Genomic DNA, 16,586 nt, shown 5'->3' on the forward strand with positions numbered 1-16,586 from the left:
AGTCGTTGTTACTGCTTTTTGTTGTCTACCAGTACCGCCAGCAAAATCACCACCGCTTTGACGATCATCTGGTAATAGGAGGAAACACCTAACAAATTCAAACCATTATTAAGGAAGCCGAGAATCAATGCGCCGATCAATGTCCCAACAATGCGTCCTTTACCGCCTGCAAGGCTGGTGCCGCCCAGCACCACGGCGGCAATAGCATCCAGCTCATAGCCGGTACCCGCCGTCGGCTGCGCGGAAGAGAGGCGCGCCACTTCAATGATGCCCGCCAGCGACGCTGTCAGGCCGCAAAGTGAATAGACGATAATTTTCACTTTGCTCACGCTAATGCCAGACAGGCGCGTCGCCGCTTCGTTACCGCCCAGCGCGTAGATATAGCGTCCCAGACGGGTGTGATGCAGCATATACCAGGCGGCGATAAAGACGATAGCCATGATCCAGACCGGCGTAGGAACGCCCAGCGGACGGCCGATACCGAACCAGCCAAACAGATCGGCGTTATCGGTAAAGCCGGTGTTGACCGGGCTACCGTCGGTGTAAACCATCGTCACGCCGCGCAGTAGCAGCATCATCACCAGCGTAGCGATAAACGCCTGTACGCGGCCTTTCGCGACGATAACGCCAGTAACGGCGCCAATCGCAGCGCCCAGCGCCAGCGCGGCGGCAACCGCGACCAGCGCATTCACTTCAACGCCGACGATTGAAGCGGCAACCGCGCCGGTGAGCGCCAGCAGGGAACCGACGGACAGATCGATCCCCGATGTCAGAATCACCAACGTCATCCCCACCGCCATAATGGCGTTGACGGAGGTCTGTTGAAGAATATTGAACAGATTATTAACGGTAAAAAAGTTGGGGCTCAACGTCGACACAATCGCGATCAGCACCAGCAGGGCAATGAGCGACTTCTGCTCAAGAAGCCACGCTTTAGTGAAATAACGGCGACCAGAAACAGCCTGGGTTGTCATCTTTTTTACTCCTGATTCACGCGATTAAGCTTGCCCACTGCGGCAGCCATTAACACTTCCTGGGTGGCCTGCTCGCGAGTAAATTCACCGCTGAGATGCCCTTCATGCATGACGATGATGCGATCGCTCATGCCTAATACTTCTGGCATCTCAGATGAGACCAGAATGATGCTCAGGCCGTCGGCCTTAAACTGGTTGATAAGCTGGTAAATCTCTTTCTTGGCGCCGACGTCCACGCCGCGGGTCGGCTCGTCGAGAATGAGCACTTTCGGGCGCGTCATCAACCCGCGGGCAATCGCCACTTTTTGCTGATTACCGCCAGAAAGCAGGCCTATCGCCTGTTCCATTGACGGTGTCTTGACGTTGAACAGACGGATAAAATCCCCCACCGCCTGCTGCTCATCTTTGTGTTTCAGGCTTCCGCCAGCGCGGCTGAAATAGTCCAGCGCCGTCAGCGACATATTCTCTTTAACTGACATGCCGAGCACCAGTCCATCGCGCTTACGGTCTTCAGAGATATAAACGATGCCATTGGCCAGCCCGTCCTGCGGAGAACGCGTCACCACTTCGTGTCCATCGAGCGTCACGTAACCGCTGGTTCGCGGCATCGCGCCGTACAATACTTTCATCAGCTCGGTGCGACCGGCGCCCATCAGGCCGGAAATGCCAAGAATCTCGCCTTTTCGCAGCACAAAAGAGACATCATTCACGCCCGGTCCGCACAGATTATCGACCTTGAGGCGAATCTCACCCGGCGCGTTATCCAGATGCGGGTACTGATCTTCCAGCTTACGTCCCACCATCATTTCGATAAGAGAATCTTCGGTCAACGTGGCCACTTCACGCTCGGCGATAAATTGCCCATCGCGGAAGACCGTCACGTCATCGCAAATTTCGAAGATCTCTTTCATACGGTGGGAGATATAGACAATGCCGCGCCCCTGCGATTTTAATTCGCGGATAACGCGGAACAGAGAGTCGGTTTCAGTGTCGGTCAGCGCATCGGTCGGTTCATCCATAATGATGACTTTGGATTCGAAGCTCAGCACTTTGGCGATTTCCACCATTTGCTGATCGCCGATAGAGAGTTCGCCCACCAGCTTATCGCTCTTAAAGCGCAGATTGAGTTTGTCTAAGAGGTGGTCGGCTTCGGCATACATCTTTTTCCAGTCGATTTTGCCAAAGCGATTCACAAACTCACGGCCCAGGAAGATGTTTTCCGCAATGGTCAACTGCGGGATCAGGTTCAGTTCCTGATGAATAATGCCGATCCCGGCTTCCTGAGACGATTTAGGCCCGTTAAAGGTGGTCTCTTTACCCAGCCATAACAACGATCCCGCATCTCGCGTATAGATGCCGGTTAATACTTTCATCATGGTGGATTTTCCGGCGCCGTTTTCCCCCACCAGCGCCATAACGCGGCCAGGATAAACGTTTAACGCGGCGCCGGAGAGAGCCTTCACGCCGGGGAACGCTTTATCGATCCCTTTGAGTTGCAGTAATGCGTCCATAGCGGCCTCAGAAAGTGACGCCAGCGCAAAGAATGACGTTCGCATACGGGGAACACTCCCCGCTGCGAATCACTGCCTGACTGTCTGCAGTCAATTTTTTGAATTGTTCGTGTGTCGTATAACTAATTTTTATGGTGTTTCCCTGGTGTTGCTGCAGTTGCTCAAGGTGAGTGAGCAACGTTTCGTGGAGCTGCGGATTCTGTTGTTTGATTTCCGTTGCAAGAATCGCCGCCTCAACCTGCATTTCCCGGGTCACAACATCCACCACCTGCATAAAAGAAGGTACGCCCTGGGTTAGTGCCATATCGATACGCGCGGTGCTATTCGGGATAGGTAAACCCGCATCACAGACCACCAGAGTATCAGTATGCCCCAGACGGGAAATGACCGACGAGATTTCAGAGTTGAGTACGGTGCCTTTCTTCATTTTTCTGCTCCACTAGCGAAACGTTTCGCTGGCCGCAGTGTAACCCTGGATGTGTTCATAAAACCATCATGACGTAACAGAATTGTGATCGCCGTCGAAACGTTTCGCTAGCGGAAATCAGGCGATTATCGTGTGGGAATCTACGGATTGGCCAGGCCGGGTAAGCCAACGCGGCCCCCGGCATGGTGATGGGAGGTTAAATCTCGACCTGCGTTCCTAACTCAATCACGCGGTTAGGCGGGATCTCGAACTGATCCGGCGCGCGCAGAGCGTTACGTTGCAGCAACAAATACAGTTTACCGCGCAAACGCAAATACCACGGGCGTTTGCCGACAATCAACGACTCGTGCGACATAAAGAACGACGTTTCCATCATCCGACAGCTAAGCCCTTCCAGACCGCAGCGGTGGAACACCTCTTCAACGTTTGGCGTTTCGCGCCAGCCGTAGCTGGCCACCACGCGCCAGAATGTCGGAGACAACTGCTCAATCTGCACCCGGCGAACGTTATGCACATAAGGCGCATCTTCCGTACGCAACGTCAATAAGATTACGCGCTCATGCAACACTTTGTTGTGCTTCAGGTTATGCAATAAAGCAAAAGGGATCACACTGAGCGCGCGCGACATGTATACGGCAGTACCCGGCACCCGAACCGGCGGTGACTTCTCCAGTGAAGCAATCATCGCTTCCAGCGAATTACCGTGTTCATGCATACGACGCAACAGACGGAAACGCTCGCTCTTCCAGGTGGTCATGATCGTGAACATGATCAGACCCAGGCTCAGCGGCAGCCAACCGCCGGACAACAATTTGTCGAGGTTAGCCGAGAACAGCGGGATATCCACGCACAGGAACGCGATGAGGATCAGCGCGACAAAATATTTGTTCCAGTGCCAGTTCTTACGCGCCACGGTCGTAGAAAGAATAGACGTCAGCACCATCGTGCCGGTCACGGCGATGCCATAGGCCGCCGCCAGGTTGCTGGAGTGCTCAAAGCTAACAATAACAACCACGACCGCGAAATAAAGCAGCCAGTTAACGAAAGGGATGTAGATCTGACCGGACTCCATCTCGGAGGTATGGATAATGCGCATTGGCGACAAATAGCCAAGACGCACGGCCTGACGCGTCAGCGAAAAGACGCCGGAAATGACCGCCTGGGAGGCGATCACCGTCGCCAGCGCGGCCAGAATCAGCAGCGGAATTAACGCCCAGTCCGGCGCCAACAGGAAGAAGGGATTTTTAATCGCTTCCGGATGCTTTAGTAGCAATGCGCCCTGACCAAAGTAGTTCAGTACTAACGACGGCAGTACCACGGTAAACCACGCCAGGCGAATCGGGAACTTACCGAAGTGTCCCATATCGGCGTACAACGCCTCTACGCCGGTAATCGACAGCACCACCGCGCCCAACGCAATAAATGATACGGTTTTATATTCAAGGAAAAAACGTACCGCCCAGACAGGATTCAGCGCATGTAACACTTCGGGATTGGCGATAATACTGCGCAGGCCAAGTACCGCCAGGATTAAAAACCAGGTCAGCATAATCGGCGCAAAGAGTTTCCCTACCATTCCCGTACCGTGCTTCTGAATCATAAACAACAGAGTCAGCACAATAATGGAGAGCGGGACAATCCAGGTATCCAGCTGCGGCGCGACAATCTCCAGGCCTTCAATCGCCGACATCACCGAAATCGCCGGCGTAATGACCACTTCGCCATAGAAAAAGCTGCCGCCTATCAGTCCCATGATAACTAACATAGATGTAGTGCGCGCCGAGGTATTACGCCCGGCAAGCGACATCAGCGTCAAAATTCCACCTTCACCCGCGTTATCGGCGCGCATCACGAAGGTGAGATATTTGATGGAAACCACAAAGATGAGTAGCCAGAAGATCAGCGACAGAAAACCAAACACGGCATCTCGTTCAACGCCAAAACCAAACTGACCGGACAAACATTCACGAAGCGTATAAAGCGGGCTGGTACCAATATCACCGTAGACAACCCCAATAGCTGCGAGGGTAATCGCAGGCAACGATTGCTTATTATCAGTGCTCATAGACTCATCTTTCGTTTATACACGTCACCCTTCACGCTACCTCCTTGTCGGCTGCATTCGCTTACCCCAGTCACACGTTGAATGTTAGTGCCAGGGGATTCACTCCTTTGCCGCCTTGATGTAGTTTGAATGAATAAGTGTATAGATATGAAATGTGTGCTTAGTCCCTTGGCCCACAAAAAAGCGCACAGTATGCACGATTAATCATAAAATCGTACCCCTAAATGAAGCCAGATTAACCTGGCTCAAAGAAAAATAAACAGCGCATCAGACGATTACAGCCCCGGTGGTGAAACGTCTATACTCGCAATTAGCATGATCCATTTGTCGAAAGGACGCCTCTTTATTATGGCTCACCCACATTTATTAGCGGAAAGAATTTCCCGTCTGAGCAGCGCCCTTGAGAAGGGGCTGTATGAACGTAGTCACGCCATACGCCTGTGCCTACTGGCGGCGTTAAGCGGTGAAAGCGTCTTTTTGTTGGGCCCGCCCGGTATCGCCAAGAGTCTGATTGCCCGCCGCCTGAAGTTTGCTTTCCAGCGCGCCCGCGCTTTTGAATATCTGATGACACGCTTTTCCACGCCGGAAGAGGTTTTTGGACCGCTCTCTATTCAGGCGCTGAAAGATGAAGGTCGCTATGAACGCTTAACGACCGGCTACCTTCCCGAAGCCGAAATCGTTTTTCTGGATGAAATCTGGAAAGCCGGGCCCGCTATCCTGAACACATTGCTGACCGCCATTAACGAACGCCATTTCCGCAACGGCGCGTTTGAGGAAAAAATTCCGATGCGGCTGCTGGTGGCGGCCTCTAACGAACTGCCCGAAGCGGACAGCAGCCTGGAAGCCTTGTACGACCGAATGTTGATTCGCCTGTGGCTGGATAAAGTTCAGGATAAAGCCAATTTCCGCTCCATGCTGGTTAGTCAGCAGGATGAGAGCGATAACCCGGTCCCCGCCTCGTTACAGGTTAGCGACGAAGAATATCAACAGTGGCAAAAAGATATCGGCGCGATTTCACTCCCTGATCCGGTCTTTGAGCTGATATTTACTCTGCGCCAACAGCTGGATAATTTGCCGAATGCGCCTTATGTCTCCGACCGTCGCTGGAAGAAAGCCATCCGCCTGTTACAGGCCAGCGCCTTCTTTAGCGGACGTGACGCGGTTGCGCCGATTGACCTTATCCTGCTAAAAGATTGCTTGTGGTATGACGCGCAGAGTCTGAATCTCATGCAACAGCAACTGGAAATATTGATGACCGGACACGCCTGGCAGCAGCAGGCCATGCTGACTCGCCTCGGCGGTATCGTCCAGCGCCGCCTCCAGTTGCAGCAACAGCAAAGCGATAAAACCGCCTTCACCGTCATTAAAGAAGGCGGTATGTTCAGCCGCCGCCCGCATTACACTTTACCGCCGGAAGCCAGTGCGTCAACGTTGACGTTATTGCTACAAAAACCGCTAAAACTGCATGATATGGAAGTGATCCATATTACCTTTGACCGCAGCGCGCTGGAACTTTGGCTGACCAAAGGCGGCGAGATCCGCGGCAAACTGAACGGGATCGGCTTTGCCCAAACGCTGAATATGGAAGTCGATAACGCTCAACATCTGGTGGTGCGCGACATCAGTCTACAAGGTACCCGTCTGGCGTTACCGGGAGCGGCTGAAGACAGTATGCCTGCGGAGATCAAACAGCAGCTGGAAACGTTAGAAAACGACTGGCGCCAGCAGCATACCCGCTTCAGCGAGCAGCAACATTGCCTGTTTATTCACAGCGACTGGTTAGGGCGCATTGAGGCCAGCCTGCAGGATGTAGGAGAACAGATCCGCCAGGCGCAACAATGCTGACGCTGGATACGCTAAATACCATGCTGGCCGTCAGCGAAGAGGGAATGGTCGAAGAGATGATCCTCGCGCTACTGGCTTCCCCACAGCTGGTCATTTTCTTTGAAAAGTTTCCGCGTTTAAAAAACGCCGTGACCGCCGATCTCCCGCGCTGGCGGGAAGCGCTACGCAGCCGTCTTAAAGACGCACGCGTTCCGCCGGAACTCACGGAAGAGGTCATGTGTTATCAGCAAAGCCAACTTCTCTCTACCCCACAGTTCATCGTGCAACTGCCGCAAATACTGGCGTTGCTTCATCGCCTGCATTCACCGTATGCCGCGCAGGCGAAGCAGTTGACGGAGAGCAACAGTACCTTTACCCCTGCGCTACACACGCTTTTTTTGCAACGCTGGCGGTTAAGTCTGGTCGTGCAGGCCACCACGTTAAACCAGCAACTACTGGAAGAAGAGCGCGAGCAGTTGCTGAGTGACGTTCAGGAACGGATGACGCTGAGCGGGCAACTGGAACCGACGCTAGCGGAAAATGATAATGCCGCAGGCCGCCTGTGGGATATGAGCGCGGGCCAGCTTAAACGTGGTGATTATCAACTGATCGTCAAATACGGCGAATTTCTCGCCGCCCAGCCGGAGCTAATGCAACTGGCGGAACAACTGGGACGTTCGCGGGAAGCCAAATCGGTACCGAAAAAAGACGCGCCGATGGAAACCTTTCGTACACTGGTACGCGAACCCGCTACGGTGCCGGAGCAGGTTGACGGTATTCAGCAAGGCGATGATATTCTGCGCCTGTTGCCGCCAGAGCTGGCGACGCTCGGCATCACCGAGCTGGAATATGAATTTTACCGCCGGTTAGTGGAAAAACAGCTCCTCACCTATCGCCTGCATGGCGAAGCGTGGCGTGAGAAAGTGACCGAACGGCCGGTAGTACACCAGGATGTCGACGAGCAGCCGCGCGGACCGTTTATTGTCTGCGTCGATACTTCAGGCTCGATGGGGGGATTTAACGAGCAGTGCGCAAAAGCGTTCTGCCTGGCGTTGATGCGCGTTGCGCTGGCGGATAACCGCCGCTGCTTTATTATGCTGTTTTCCACTGACGTTGTGCGTTATGAACTCTCCGGCCCGGAAGGTATTGAGCAGGCCATCCGCTTTTTAAGTCAACGTTTTCGCGGCGGCACGGATATCGCCAGCTGTTTTCGCGCCATTATTGAAAGAATGCAGGGACGGGAATGGTTTGATGCCGATGCGGTGGTCATTTCGGATTTTATCGCCCAGCGCTTGCCGGATGACGTGGTGAGCAAAGTGGGAGAGTTGCAGCGTCTTCACCAGCATCGATTCCATGCGGTGGCGATGTCGGCGCACGGCAAACCCGGCATCATGCGCATTTTCGATCATATCTGGCGCTTTGACACCGGGATGCGAAGCCGCCTGCTGAGACGCTGGCGGCGCTAACGGCTTATAAAATAGCAGGAATGCTTTCGCGAACCTGCGCGGGCCATACGCCGCACTGCACCTGACCAATATGCGGCAATTGCAGCAGCAACATCGTCAGACGCGACTGCCCAATCCCGCCGCCGATGGTCTGCGGCATTTCGCCGCGCAGCAGCGCCTGATGCCACTCCAGTTGCAGGCGATCTTCATCACCGGTCAACGCCAGCTGGCGCATCAGCGTATCGGCATCTACACGGATACCCATAGAGGAAAGCTCAAACGCATCTTCCAGCACCGGGTTCCACACCAGGATATCGCCGTTCAGACCGGCGTAGCCCAGCTCAGATGCGGAGCTCCAGTCATCATAATCCGGCGCGCGTACATCATGGCGGTGGCCATCGCTCAGTTTACCGCCGATCCCCACCAGGAAAACGGCGCCAAGTTCTTTGGCGATCGCGCGTTCGCGCCCTTTCGCATCCAGATCCGGATAGCGAGACAACAGCTCCTGGCTGTGAACAAACTGAATTTGCTCTGGCAGGAACGGCGCCAGACCAAACTGTTTATGCACTTCTGCTTCCGTCGCCTTAATTCCTGCCCATATAGCCTCTACTGTGCTTTTCAGGGTGGAAAATTGGCGCTCGCCATCGCCCATGACACGCTCCCAGTCCCACTGATCCACATAGACCGAGTGGAGCGGAGAGAGTCGGTCTTCATCGGGGCGAAGGGCTTTCATGTGCGTGTACAGCCCTTCGCCCGCGCTGAAGTCATGTTGCCCCAGGGTTTGACGTTTCCACTTCGCCAGTGAATGCACCACTTCGAACTGGGCGTCAGGCAACGCTTTCACTTTTACCTGCACCGCTTTTTCACAGCCGGACAAATTATCCTGCGTACCATCCCCTACGCGACTCAGGATCGGCGCCTGGACCTCAATCAGACCCAGACGCTCCTCCAGCTGGCGAGAGAAATGTGATTTCACGAAGCTAATTTGACGTTGTTTGGCAATGTAAGCGGTTTTCATTTTTTTACTCCTGCGTCCTGTTGCCTATGATTAAGCAACAAAACGAGAGCACTATTCAATAATCAACAGATAAAAAGCTAACTTCGGTTTTGATTCGTTAAAAATAATGGCTAAAATAGAGATAATCATTAATCTGCATAAGAAAAAGCGATGGAAAATTATCAGATCGACAATCTGGACCGCGGTATCCTTGACGCCTTAATGGGAAATGCCCGCACTGCCTACGCCGAACTGGCCAAACAATTTGGCGTTAGCCCTGGAACCATTCACGTTCGCGTCGAGAAAATGAAGCAGGCCGGGATCATTACGGGCGCACGGATTGACGTCAGCCCTAAACAACTGGGCTACGATGTGGGCTGCTTTATTGGCATCATCCTCAAAAGCGCCAAAGACTATCCCTCCGCACTGGCCCGGCTGGAAAGCCTGGATGAGGTGACGGAAGCGTATTACACCACCGGTCACTACAGCATCTTTATAAAAGTGATGTGCAAATCAATCGACGCGCTTCAGCACGTACTTATCAACAAGATCCAAACAATTGATGAAATTCAGTCCACTGAGACACTGATCGTCTTGCAGAACCCGATCATGCGCACCATCAAGCCATGATCGGCTTTTTTAATCCCACATTTTTCCACAGGTAGATCCCAGCTCGTTCACAGAGTACAATGCAGCCTCTTTACCTGAGCGAGCGATCAATGGCAGACATTACTCTTATCAGCGGCAGCACCCTGGGCGGCGCCGAATACGTCGCGGAACATCTGGCGGAAAAGCTGGAAGCTGCCGGTTTTTCAACCGAAACGGTGCACGGTCCGTTATTAGAGGATCTGTCAACTTCCGGGATCTGGCTGATAATCAGCTCAACGCACGGCGCCGGAGACATTCCGGACAACCTGACCCCTTTCTATGAAGACCTTCAGACGCAGAAACCCGATCTTTCCGCGGTACGTTTCGGCGCAATTGGCATTGGCAGTCGAGAATACGACACGTTTTGCGGCGCGATTGAGAAAATAGAAACGGAACTGAAAGGCGCTGGCGCAAAACAGGTTGGGGAAACACTGAAGATCAACATCCTTGAGCATGAGATTCCGGAAGATCCAGCGGAGATTTGGCTCGGATCCTGGATTAATTTACTCAAATAAGTGTAAAGATCGTGCGATCCATTGTGGATAAATCTGGTGGAAAGCTTGGATCAACCGGTAGTTATCCAAAGAATAACCGTTGTTCACTTTTTGAGTTGTGTATAAGTACCCGTTTTGATCCCAGCTTATACGGGCCACGATCACCGATCATTCACAGCTAGTGATCCTTTCCAACGCATTGATCTTTATTACAGGATCTGGGTTATCCACAGCCTGGAGCGATCCTAATAAGAGATCACAATAGAACAGATCTCTAAATAAAAAGATCTTCTTTTTAATAGCCCGGATCCCGGGGCTTTCTCCATCGGCTAAAGTTGAGTAGAATCCACCGCCCGGGCTTCAATCCATTTTCACACCGCGTTATGCGAGGCAATTACCATGTTTTATCAGGATCCTTTTGACGTCATTATTATTGGCGGGGGTCATGCAGGCACTGAGGCCGCGATGGCCGCAGCGCGTATGGGTCAACAGACTCTGCTTTTGACACACAATATTGACACGTTGGGACAGATGAGCTGCAACCCGGCGATCGGCGGTATTGGAAAGGGACATCTGGTAAAAGAGGTGGATGCGCTCGGCGGTCTGATGGCGAAAGCGATCGATCAGGCAGGTATTCAGTTTAGGATACTAAACGCCAGCAAAGGTCCGGCCGTTCGCGCTACCCGGGCTCAGGCGGATCGAGTCTTATATCGCCAGGCGGTGCGTACCGCGCTGGAGAATCAGCCGAATCTGATGATCTTCCAGCAAGCGGTTGAAGATCTGATTGTCGAAAACGATCGCGTTGTCGGCGCTGTGACCCAAATGGGGCTCAAATTCCGCGCGAAAGCGGTGGTACTGACCGTCGGGACCTTCCTGGACGGCAAAATTCATATTGGTCTGGATAACTACAGCGGCGGTCGTGCTGGCGATCCGCCATCCATCCCGCTGTCTCGCCGTCTGCGTGAGCTTCCGCTACGCGTCAGCCGCCTGAAAACCGGCACACCGCCGCGTATTGATGCGCGTACTATCGATTTCAGCGTGTTGGCTCAACAGCATGGCGATAACCCGATGCCGGTTTTCTCGTTTATGGGGAATGCTTCTCAGCATCCGCAACAGGTGCCGTGTTACATCACGCATACCAATGAGAAAACCCATGACGTGATTCGTAATAACCTCGATCGTAGCCCAATGTATGCTGGCGTGATCGAAGGGATCGGCCCACGCTACTGTCCTTCGATCGAAGACAAGGTGATGCGTTTTGCCGATCGTAACCAGCATCAGATCTTCCTTGAGCCGGAAGGACTGACCTCTAACGAGATTTACCCTAACGGTATCTCCACCAGCCTGCCGTTTGACGTGCAGATGCAGATTGTCCGTTCCATGCAGGGCATGGAGAACGCGAAGATCGTTCGCCCTGGTTACGCGATTGAGTACGATTTCTTCGACCCGCGCGATCTGAAACCGACTCTGGAAAGTAAATTTATTCACGGCCTGTTCTTTGCTGGTCAAATCAACGGTACTACTGGCTATGAAGAGGCTGCGGCGCAGGGCTTGCTCGCTGGTCTGAATGCCGCGCGTCTTTCCGCCGACAAAGAGGGCTGGGCGCCTGCGCGTTCTCAGGCTTATCTCGGCGTGCTGGTGGACGATCTCTGTACGCTGGGCACCAAAGAGCCGTATCGCATGTTTACCTCCCGCGCCGAATATCGCCTGATGCTGCGTGAGGACAACGCCGATCTGCGTCTGACCGAAATGGGCCGCGAGCTGGGTTTGGTGGATGATGAACGCTGGGCGCGATTCAACGAGAAGCTGGAAAATATCGAACGCGAACGTCAGCGGCTGAAATCGACATGGGTAACGCCGTCTGCGGAATCCGCCGATGAAGTGAATGCGCATTTGACCACGCCTCTCTCCCGTGAGGCCAGCGGCGAAGATCTGTTGCGTCGTCCGGAAATGACCTACGCGCAGCTCACTTCGCTTGCCGCATTCGCGCCTGCGCTTGAAGATGAGCAAGCCGCTGAGCAGGTGGAAATCCAGGTCAAATACGAAGGCTATATCGCTCGCCAGCAGGATGAGATTGAAAAACAACTACGTAACGAGAATACGTTGCTGCCTGCCACGCTGGATTATCGTCAGGTTTCCGGTCTGTCGAACGAAGTTATCGCCAAGCTGAACGATCATAAACCGGCGTCTATCGGCCAGGCATCGCGTATCTCCGGCGTTACGCCAGCGGCAATCTCCATTCTGCTGGTATGGCTGAAAAAACAAGGTATGCTGCGTCGTAGCGCTTGATAACACTAATTTGGCGGGGGCGCTTCGCTTGCCCGCCCTACAAATTTGTAGGCCCGATAAGCGAAAGCGCATCGGGCATTTGATTATTAACAGGTAATGACCGTGCTCAACAAACTCTCTCGTCTGCTGGCTGATGCCGGTATTTCTCTTACCGATCACCAGAAAACGCTGTTGGTCGCCTACGTTGATATGCTGCACAAATGGAACAAAGCATACAACCTGACGTCAGTGCGGGATCCCAACGAAATGTTGGTACGCCATATTCTCGACAGCATAGTCGTTGCGCCGTATCTTCAGGGACAGCGTTTTATCGATGTAGGAACAGGACCGGGGCTGCCGGGCATCCCGCTGGCTATTGTTCTCCCTGACGCGCATTTCACCTTACTCGACAGCCTGGGCAAGCGGGTACGTTTTCTGCGTCAGGTCCAGCACGAACTGAAACTGGAAAACATCACGCCGGTTCAAAGCCGCGTTGAAGCCTATCCCTCCGAACCACCGTTTGATGGCGTTATCAGCCGCGCTTTCGCATCGTTGAATGATATGGTGAGCTGGTGTCACCATCTGCCGGGAGAGAAAGGGCGTTTTTATGCCTTAAAAGGGCAATTGCCAGGGGATGAAATTGCCTCACTACCTGACAATTTTAGCGTCGAATCTGTTGAAAAATTACGCGTTCCGCAACTGGAAGGCGAGCGGCATCTGGTGATTATTAAGTCAAACAAAGTTTAATTTTTATCAAAAAAAATAGAAAAAAAACGACGCGGCTTGTGTTAAAAATCGACAGGTATAACGCATTTCAGCGTTGTTACATTTAACTCTGGATTTACGGTTTCGTTTCAACATGACAACGTCGCTTCTTTTGTTAAAACAGAGAGTAATCAACTTTGTAAATATCAGTCTGCTAAAAATCGAATCGAAAAATCACTTTTGCTTGTTAAATTTTTATTATAAATGTCAATGGGGCGTTTTTAAGGTGTAAGCTGGTATTTTTAAAACAGTACCTGGTTTTACGCTTAAATATCAAAAAGATGAAAAGGCATGAATTGACACGTAAATGAATTGCGTAAGCATGAATATGTTTAATGTGTGATCTGGTGCACGCTTTATCGCCAGTGTTTTCGCGCTATTTGCAGTTTTGTACGATCGTTCACACTTTGGCTAAAAGTTAAAAATGCGGGCCAGAGAAAAATATTTAAACATTTATTCACCTTTTGGCTACTTATTGTTTGAAATCACGGGGGCGCACCGTATAATTTGACCGCTTTTTGATGCTTGACTCTAAGTCTTAAAGAACGTTTTATACGACACGCGGCATACCTCGAAGTGAGCAGGAGTAAAAACGTGATGTCTGTGTCGCTCGTGAGTCGAAACGTTGCTCGTAAGCTTCTGTTCATTCAGTTTCTGGCGGTAATAGCAAGTGGATTGCTGTTTTGCCTCAAAGACCCCTTCTGGGGCATCTCCGCAGTATGTGGGGGATTGGCAGTGGCACTGCCTAATATGTTGTTTATGATATTTGCCTGGCGTCACCAGGCGCATACACCTGCTAAGGGCCGCGTGTCCTGGACTTTCGCCTTCGGTGAAGCCTTCAAGGTGTTAGCGATGCTGGTTTTACTGGTGGTGGCGTTGGCGGTTTTAAAGGCGGTGTTTTTGCCGCTGATCGTTACGTGGGTTTTGGTGCTGGTGGTTCAGATACTGGCGCCGGCTGTAATTAACAACAAAGGGTAAAAGGCATCATGGCTTCAGAAAATATGACGCCGCAGGAATACATAGGACACCATCTGAATAACCTTCAGCTGGACCTGCGTACTTTCTCGCTGGTGGATCCGCAGAACCCCCCAGCCACCTTCTGGACGCTCAATATTGACTCCATGTTCTTCTCGGTGGTGCTGGGTCTGTTGTTTCTGGTGATGTTCCGTAGCGTTGCTAAAAAAGCGACCAGCGGCGTGCCAGGCAAGTTTCAGACCGCGATTGAGCTGATAGTCGGCTTTGTGCATGGCAGCGTCAAAGACATGTACCATGGCAAAAGCAAGCTGATTGCGCCGCTGGCCCTGACGATTTTCGTCTGGGTATTCCTTATGAACCTGATGGACTTACTGCCTATCGACCTGCTGCCGTATATCGCTGAGCATTGGCTGGGTCTGCCGGCAACGCGCGTGGTGCCGTCTGCTGACGTCAACATCACCCTGTCGATGGCGCTGGGCGTATTCATCCTTATTCTGTTCTACAGCATCAAAATGAAAGGCATCGGCGGCTTCGCTAAAGAGTTGACGCTGCAGCCGTTCAATCACTGGGCGTTCATTCCTGTCAACTTAATCCTTGAAGGGGTAAGTCTGCTGTCCAAACCGGTTTCTCTCGGTCTGCGACTGTTCGGCAACATGTATGCCGGTGAGCTGATTTTCATTCTGATTGCTGGTCTGTTGCCGTGGTGGTCACAGTGGATTCTGAATGTGCCGTGGGCCATTTTCCACATCCTGATTATTACGCTGCAAGCCTTCATTTTCATGGTTCTGACGATTGTCTATCTGTCGATGGCGTCCGAAGAGCATTAATTTACCAACACTACTACGTTTTAACTGAAACAAACTGGAGACTGTCATGGAAAACCTGAATATGGATCTGCTGTACATGGCTGCCGCTGTGATGATGGGTCTGGCGGCAATCGGTGCTGCGATCGGTATCGGCATCCTCGGGGGTAAATTCCTGGAAGGCGCGGCGCGTCAACCTGATCTGATTCCTCTGCTGCGTACTCAGTTCTTTATCGTTATGGGTCTGGTGGATGCTATCCCGATGATCGCTGTAGGTCTGGGTCTGTACGTGATGTTCGCTGTCGCGTAGTAAGCGTTGCTTGAATTAAGAGCAATATCAGAAGGTTAACTAGATAGAGGCATTGTGCTGTGAATCTTAACGCAACAATCCTCGGCCAGGCCATCGCGTTTATTCTCTTTGTCTGGTTTTGCATGAAGTACGTATGGCCGCCGTTAATGGCAGCCATCGAGAAACGTCAGAAAGAAATTGCTGACGGTCTCGCTTCTGCTGAACGAGCACATAAGGATCTTGACCTTGCAAAGGCCAGCGCGACCGACCAGCTGAAAAAAGCGAAAGCGGAAGCTCAGGTAATCATTGAGCAGGCAAATAAACGCCGCGCTCAGATCCTGGACGAAGCCAAAACTGAAGCAGAGCAGGAACGTACTAAAATCGTGGCGCAGGCGCAGGCGGAAATTGAAGCCGAGCGTAAACGCGCCCGTGAAGAGCTGCGTAAGCAAGTTGCTATCCTGGCTGTTGCTGGCGCCGAGAAGATCATCGAACGTTCCGTGGATGAAGCTGCTAACAGCGACATCGTGGATAAACTTGTCGCTGAACTGTAAGGAGGGAGGGGCTGATGTCTGAATTTGTTACGGTAGCTCGCCCCTACGCCAAAGCAGCTTTTGACTTTGCCGTTGAACACCAAAGCGTAGAGCGCTGGCAGGATATGCTGGCGTTTGCCGCCGAGGTAACCAAGAACGAACAAATGGCAGAGCTTCTCTCTGGCGCGCTGGCGCCGGAAACGCTCGCTGAGTCGTTTATCGCAGTCTGCGGTGAGCAGTTAGACGAAAACGGTCAGAACCTGATTCGGGTGATGGCTGAAAATAATCGTCTGAACGCGCTCCCGGATGTTCTGGAGCAGTTTATTCATCTGCGTGCCGCCAGTGAAGCTACCTCCGAGGTAGAAGTTACGTCGGCAACCGCATTGAGTGAAGAGCAGCTTTCGAAAATCAGCGCCGCGATGGAAAAACGTCTGTCACGCAAAGTGAAGCTGAATTGCAAAATCGATAAGTCTGTAATGGCAGGCGTTATCATCCGGGCGGGTGATATGGTCATTGATGGCAGCGTACGCGGCCGTCTTGAGCGCCTTGCAGACGTCTTGCAGTCTTAAGG

The 16,586-nt window shown here is 52.4% G+C and carries 16 protein-coding genes; 11 read left to right on the plus strand and 5 right to left on the minus strand.

Features of this window, described 5'->3' with window-relative positions; genetic code table 11:
• Positions 1-8: 8 nt before the first annotated feature.
• The 4 genes from rbsC to kup form a co-directional block, all read right to left on the minus strand.
• Positions 9-974, minus strand: a complete 966-nt coding sequence (gene rbsC / locus K8W53_RS23360; protein WP_000211345.1) for a ribose ABC transporter permease — start codon at positions 972-974, stop codon at positions 9-11.
• Positions 975-979: 5 nt separating this feature from the next.
• Entirely contained in the window at positions 980-2,485 is a 1,506-nt protein-coding gene (gene rbsA, locus K8W53_RS23365; protein ID WP_000339364.1) for a ribose ABC transporter ATP-binding protein RbsA, read from the minus strand.
• A 7-nt stretch (positions 2,486-2,492) separates the two neighbouring features.
• The gene (rbsD, locus tag K8W53_RS23370; RefSeq protein WP_000715944.1) at positions 2,493-2,912 is read right to left on the minus strand and encodes a D-ribose pyranase; all 420 of its coding nucleotides are present in this window, start codon (positions 2,910-2,912) and stop codon (positions 2,493-2,495) included.
• 196 nt (positions 2,913-3,108) lie between these two features.
• On the minus strand, positions 3,109-4,977 hold the full coding sequence (gene kup / locus K8W53_RS23375) for a low affinity potassium transporter Kup (RefSeq protein ID WP_000102338.1): 1,869 nt from the start codon (positions 4,975-4,977) through the stop codon (positions 3,109-3,111).
• Positions 4,978-5,325: 348 nt separating this feature from the next.
• Between kup and ravA the strand changes: the two genes are divergently transcribed.
• Entirely contained in the window at positions 5,326-6,822 is a 1,497-nt protein-coding gene (gene ravA / locus K8W53_RS23380) for an ATPase RavA (RefSeq protein ID WP_000940987.1), read from the plus strand.
• On the plus strand, positions 6,816-8,267 hold the full coding sequence (viaA, locus tag K8W53_RS23385; RefSeq protein ID WP_000956588.1) for an ATPase RavA stimulator ViaA: 1,452 nt from the start codon (positions 6,816-6,818) through the stop codon (positions 8,265-8,267). The genes ravA and viaA overlap by 7 nt, the downstream gene beginning before the upstream one ends.
• Positions 8,268-8,271: 4 nt before the next feature.
• On the opposite strand, the gene asnA is transcribed toward viaA, so the two are convergent.
• Positions 8,272-9,264: an aspartate--ammonia ligase gene (gene asnA / locus K8W53_RS23390; RefSeq protein WP_000845123.1), complete on the minus strand. Its 993-nt coding sequence runs from the start codon at positions 9,262-9,264 to the stop codon at positions 8,272-8,274.
• 150 nt (positions 9,265-9,414) lie between these two features.
• Between asnA and asnC the strand changes: the two genes are divergently transcribed.
• The 9 genes from asnC to atpH all read left to right on the plus strand — a co-directional run bounded on the left by asnC (position 9,415) and on the right by atpH (position 16,584).
• Entirely contained in the window at positions 9,415-9,873 is a 459-nt protein-coding gene (gene asnC / locus K8W53_RS23395) for a transcriptional regulator AsnC (RefSeq protein WP_000433018.1), read from the plus strand.
• Between the two features lie 89 nt (positions 9,874-9,962).
• Positions 9,963-10,406 carry an FMN-binding protein MioC gene (mioC, locus tag K8W53_RS23400; RefSeq protein ID WP_023223999.1) on the plus strand — a complete coding sequence of 148 codons (444 nt, stop codon included), beginning with the start codon at positions 9,963-9,965 and terminating at the stop codon, positions 10,404-10,406.
• A 378-nt stretch (positions 10,407-10,784) separates the two neighbouring features.
• Positions 10,785-12,674, plus strand: a complete 1,890-nt coding sequence (mnmG, locus tag K8W53_RS23405) for a tRNA uridine-5-carboxymethylaminomethyl(34) synthesis enzyme MnmG (protein ID WP_000499872.1) — start codon at positions 10,785-10,787, stop codon at positions 12,672-12,674.
• Positions 12,675-12,776: 102 nt separating this feature from the next.
• On the plus strand, positions 12,777-13,400 hold the full coding sequence (gene rsmG, locus K8W53_RS23410) for a 16S rRNA (guanine(527)-N(7))-methyltransferase RsmG (RefSeq protein WP_001519938.1): 624 nt from the start codon (positions 12,777-12,779) through the stop codon (positions 13,398-13,400).
• A gap of 615 nt (positions 13,401-14,015) precedes the next feature.
• Entirely contained in the window at positions 14,016-14,396 is a 381-nt protein-coding gene (gene atpI, locus K8W53_RS23415) for a F0F1 ATP synthase subunit I (RefSeq protein WP_000116685.1), read from the plus strand.
• A gap of 8 nt (positions 14,397-14,404) precedes the next feature.
• Positions 14,405-15,220 (plus strand): F0F1 ATP synthase subunit A, encoded by an 816-nt coding sequence (gene atpB / locus K8W53_RS23420; RefSeq protein WP_000135632.1) that lies wholly within the window; start codon positions 14,405-14,407, stop codon positions 15,218-15,220.
• A gap of 46 nt (positions 15,221-15,266) precedes the next feature.
• Positions 15,267-15,506: a F0F1 ATP synthase subunit C gene (gene atpE / locus K8W53_RS23425; protein ID WP_000429386.1), complete on the plus strand. Its 240-nt coding sequence runs from the start codon at positions 15,267-15,269 to the stop codon at positions 15,504-15,506.
• A 59-nt stretch (positions 15,507-15,565) separates the two neighbouring features.
• On the plus strand, positions 15,566-16,036 hold the full coding sequence (gene atpF / locus K8W53_RS23430) for a F0F1 ATP synthase subunit B (protein ID WP_001052212.1): 471 nt from the start codon (positions 15,566-15,568) through the stop codon (positions 16,034-16,036).
• 14 nt (positions 16,037-16,050) lie between these two features.
• Positions 16,051-16,584 carry a F0F1 ATP synthase subunit delta gene (gene atpH / locus K8W53_RS23435; protein ID WP_001288957.1) on the plus strand — a complete coding sequence of 178 codons (534 nt, stop codon included), beginning with the start codon at positions 16,051-16,053 and terminating at the stop codon, positions 16,582-16,584.
• Positions 16,585-16,586: the final 2 nt, after the last annotated feature.

Origin of the sequence: Salmonella sp. A29-2, assembly GCF_020150755.1 — a bacterium.
Lineage (GTDB): Bacteria > Pseudomonadota > Gammaproteobacteria > Enterobacterales > Enterobacteriaceae > Salmonella > Salmonella enterica.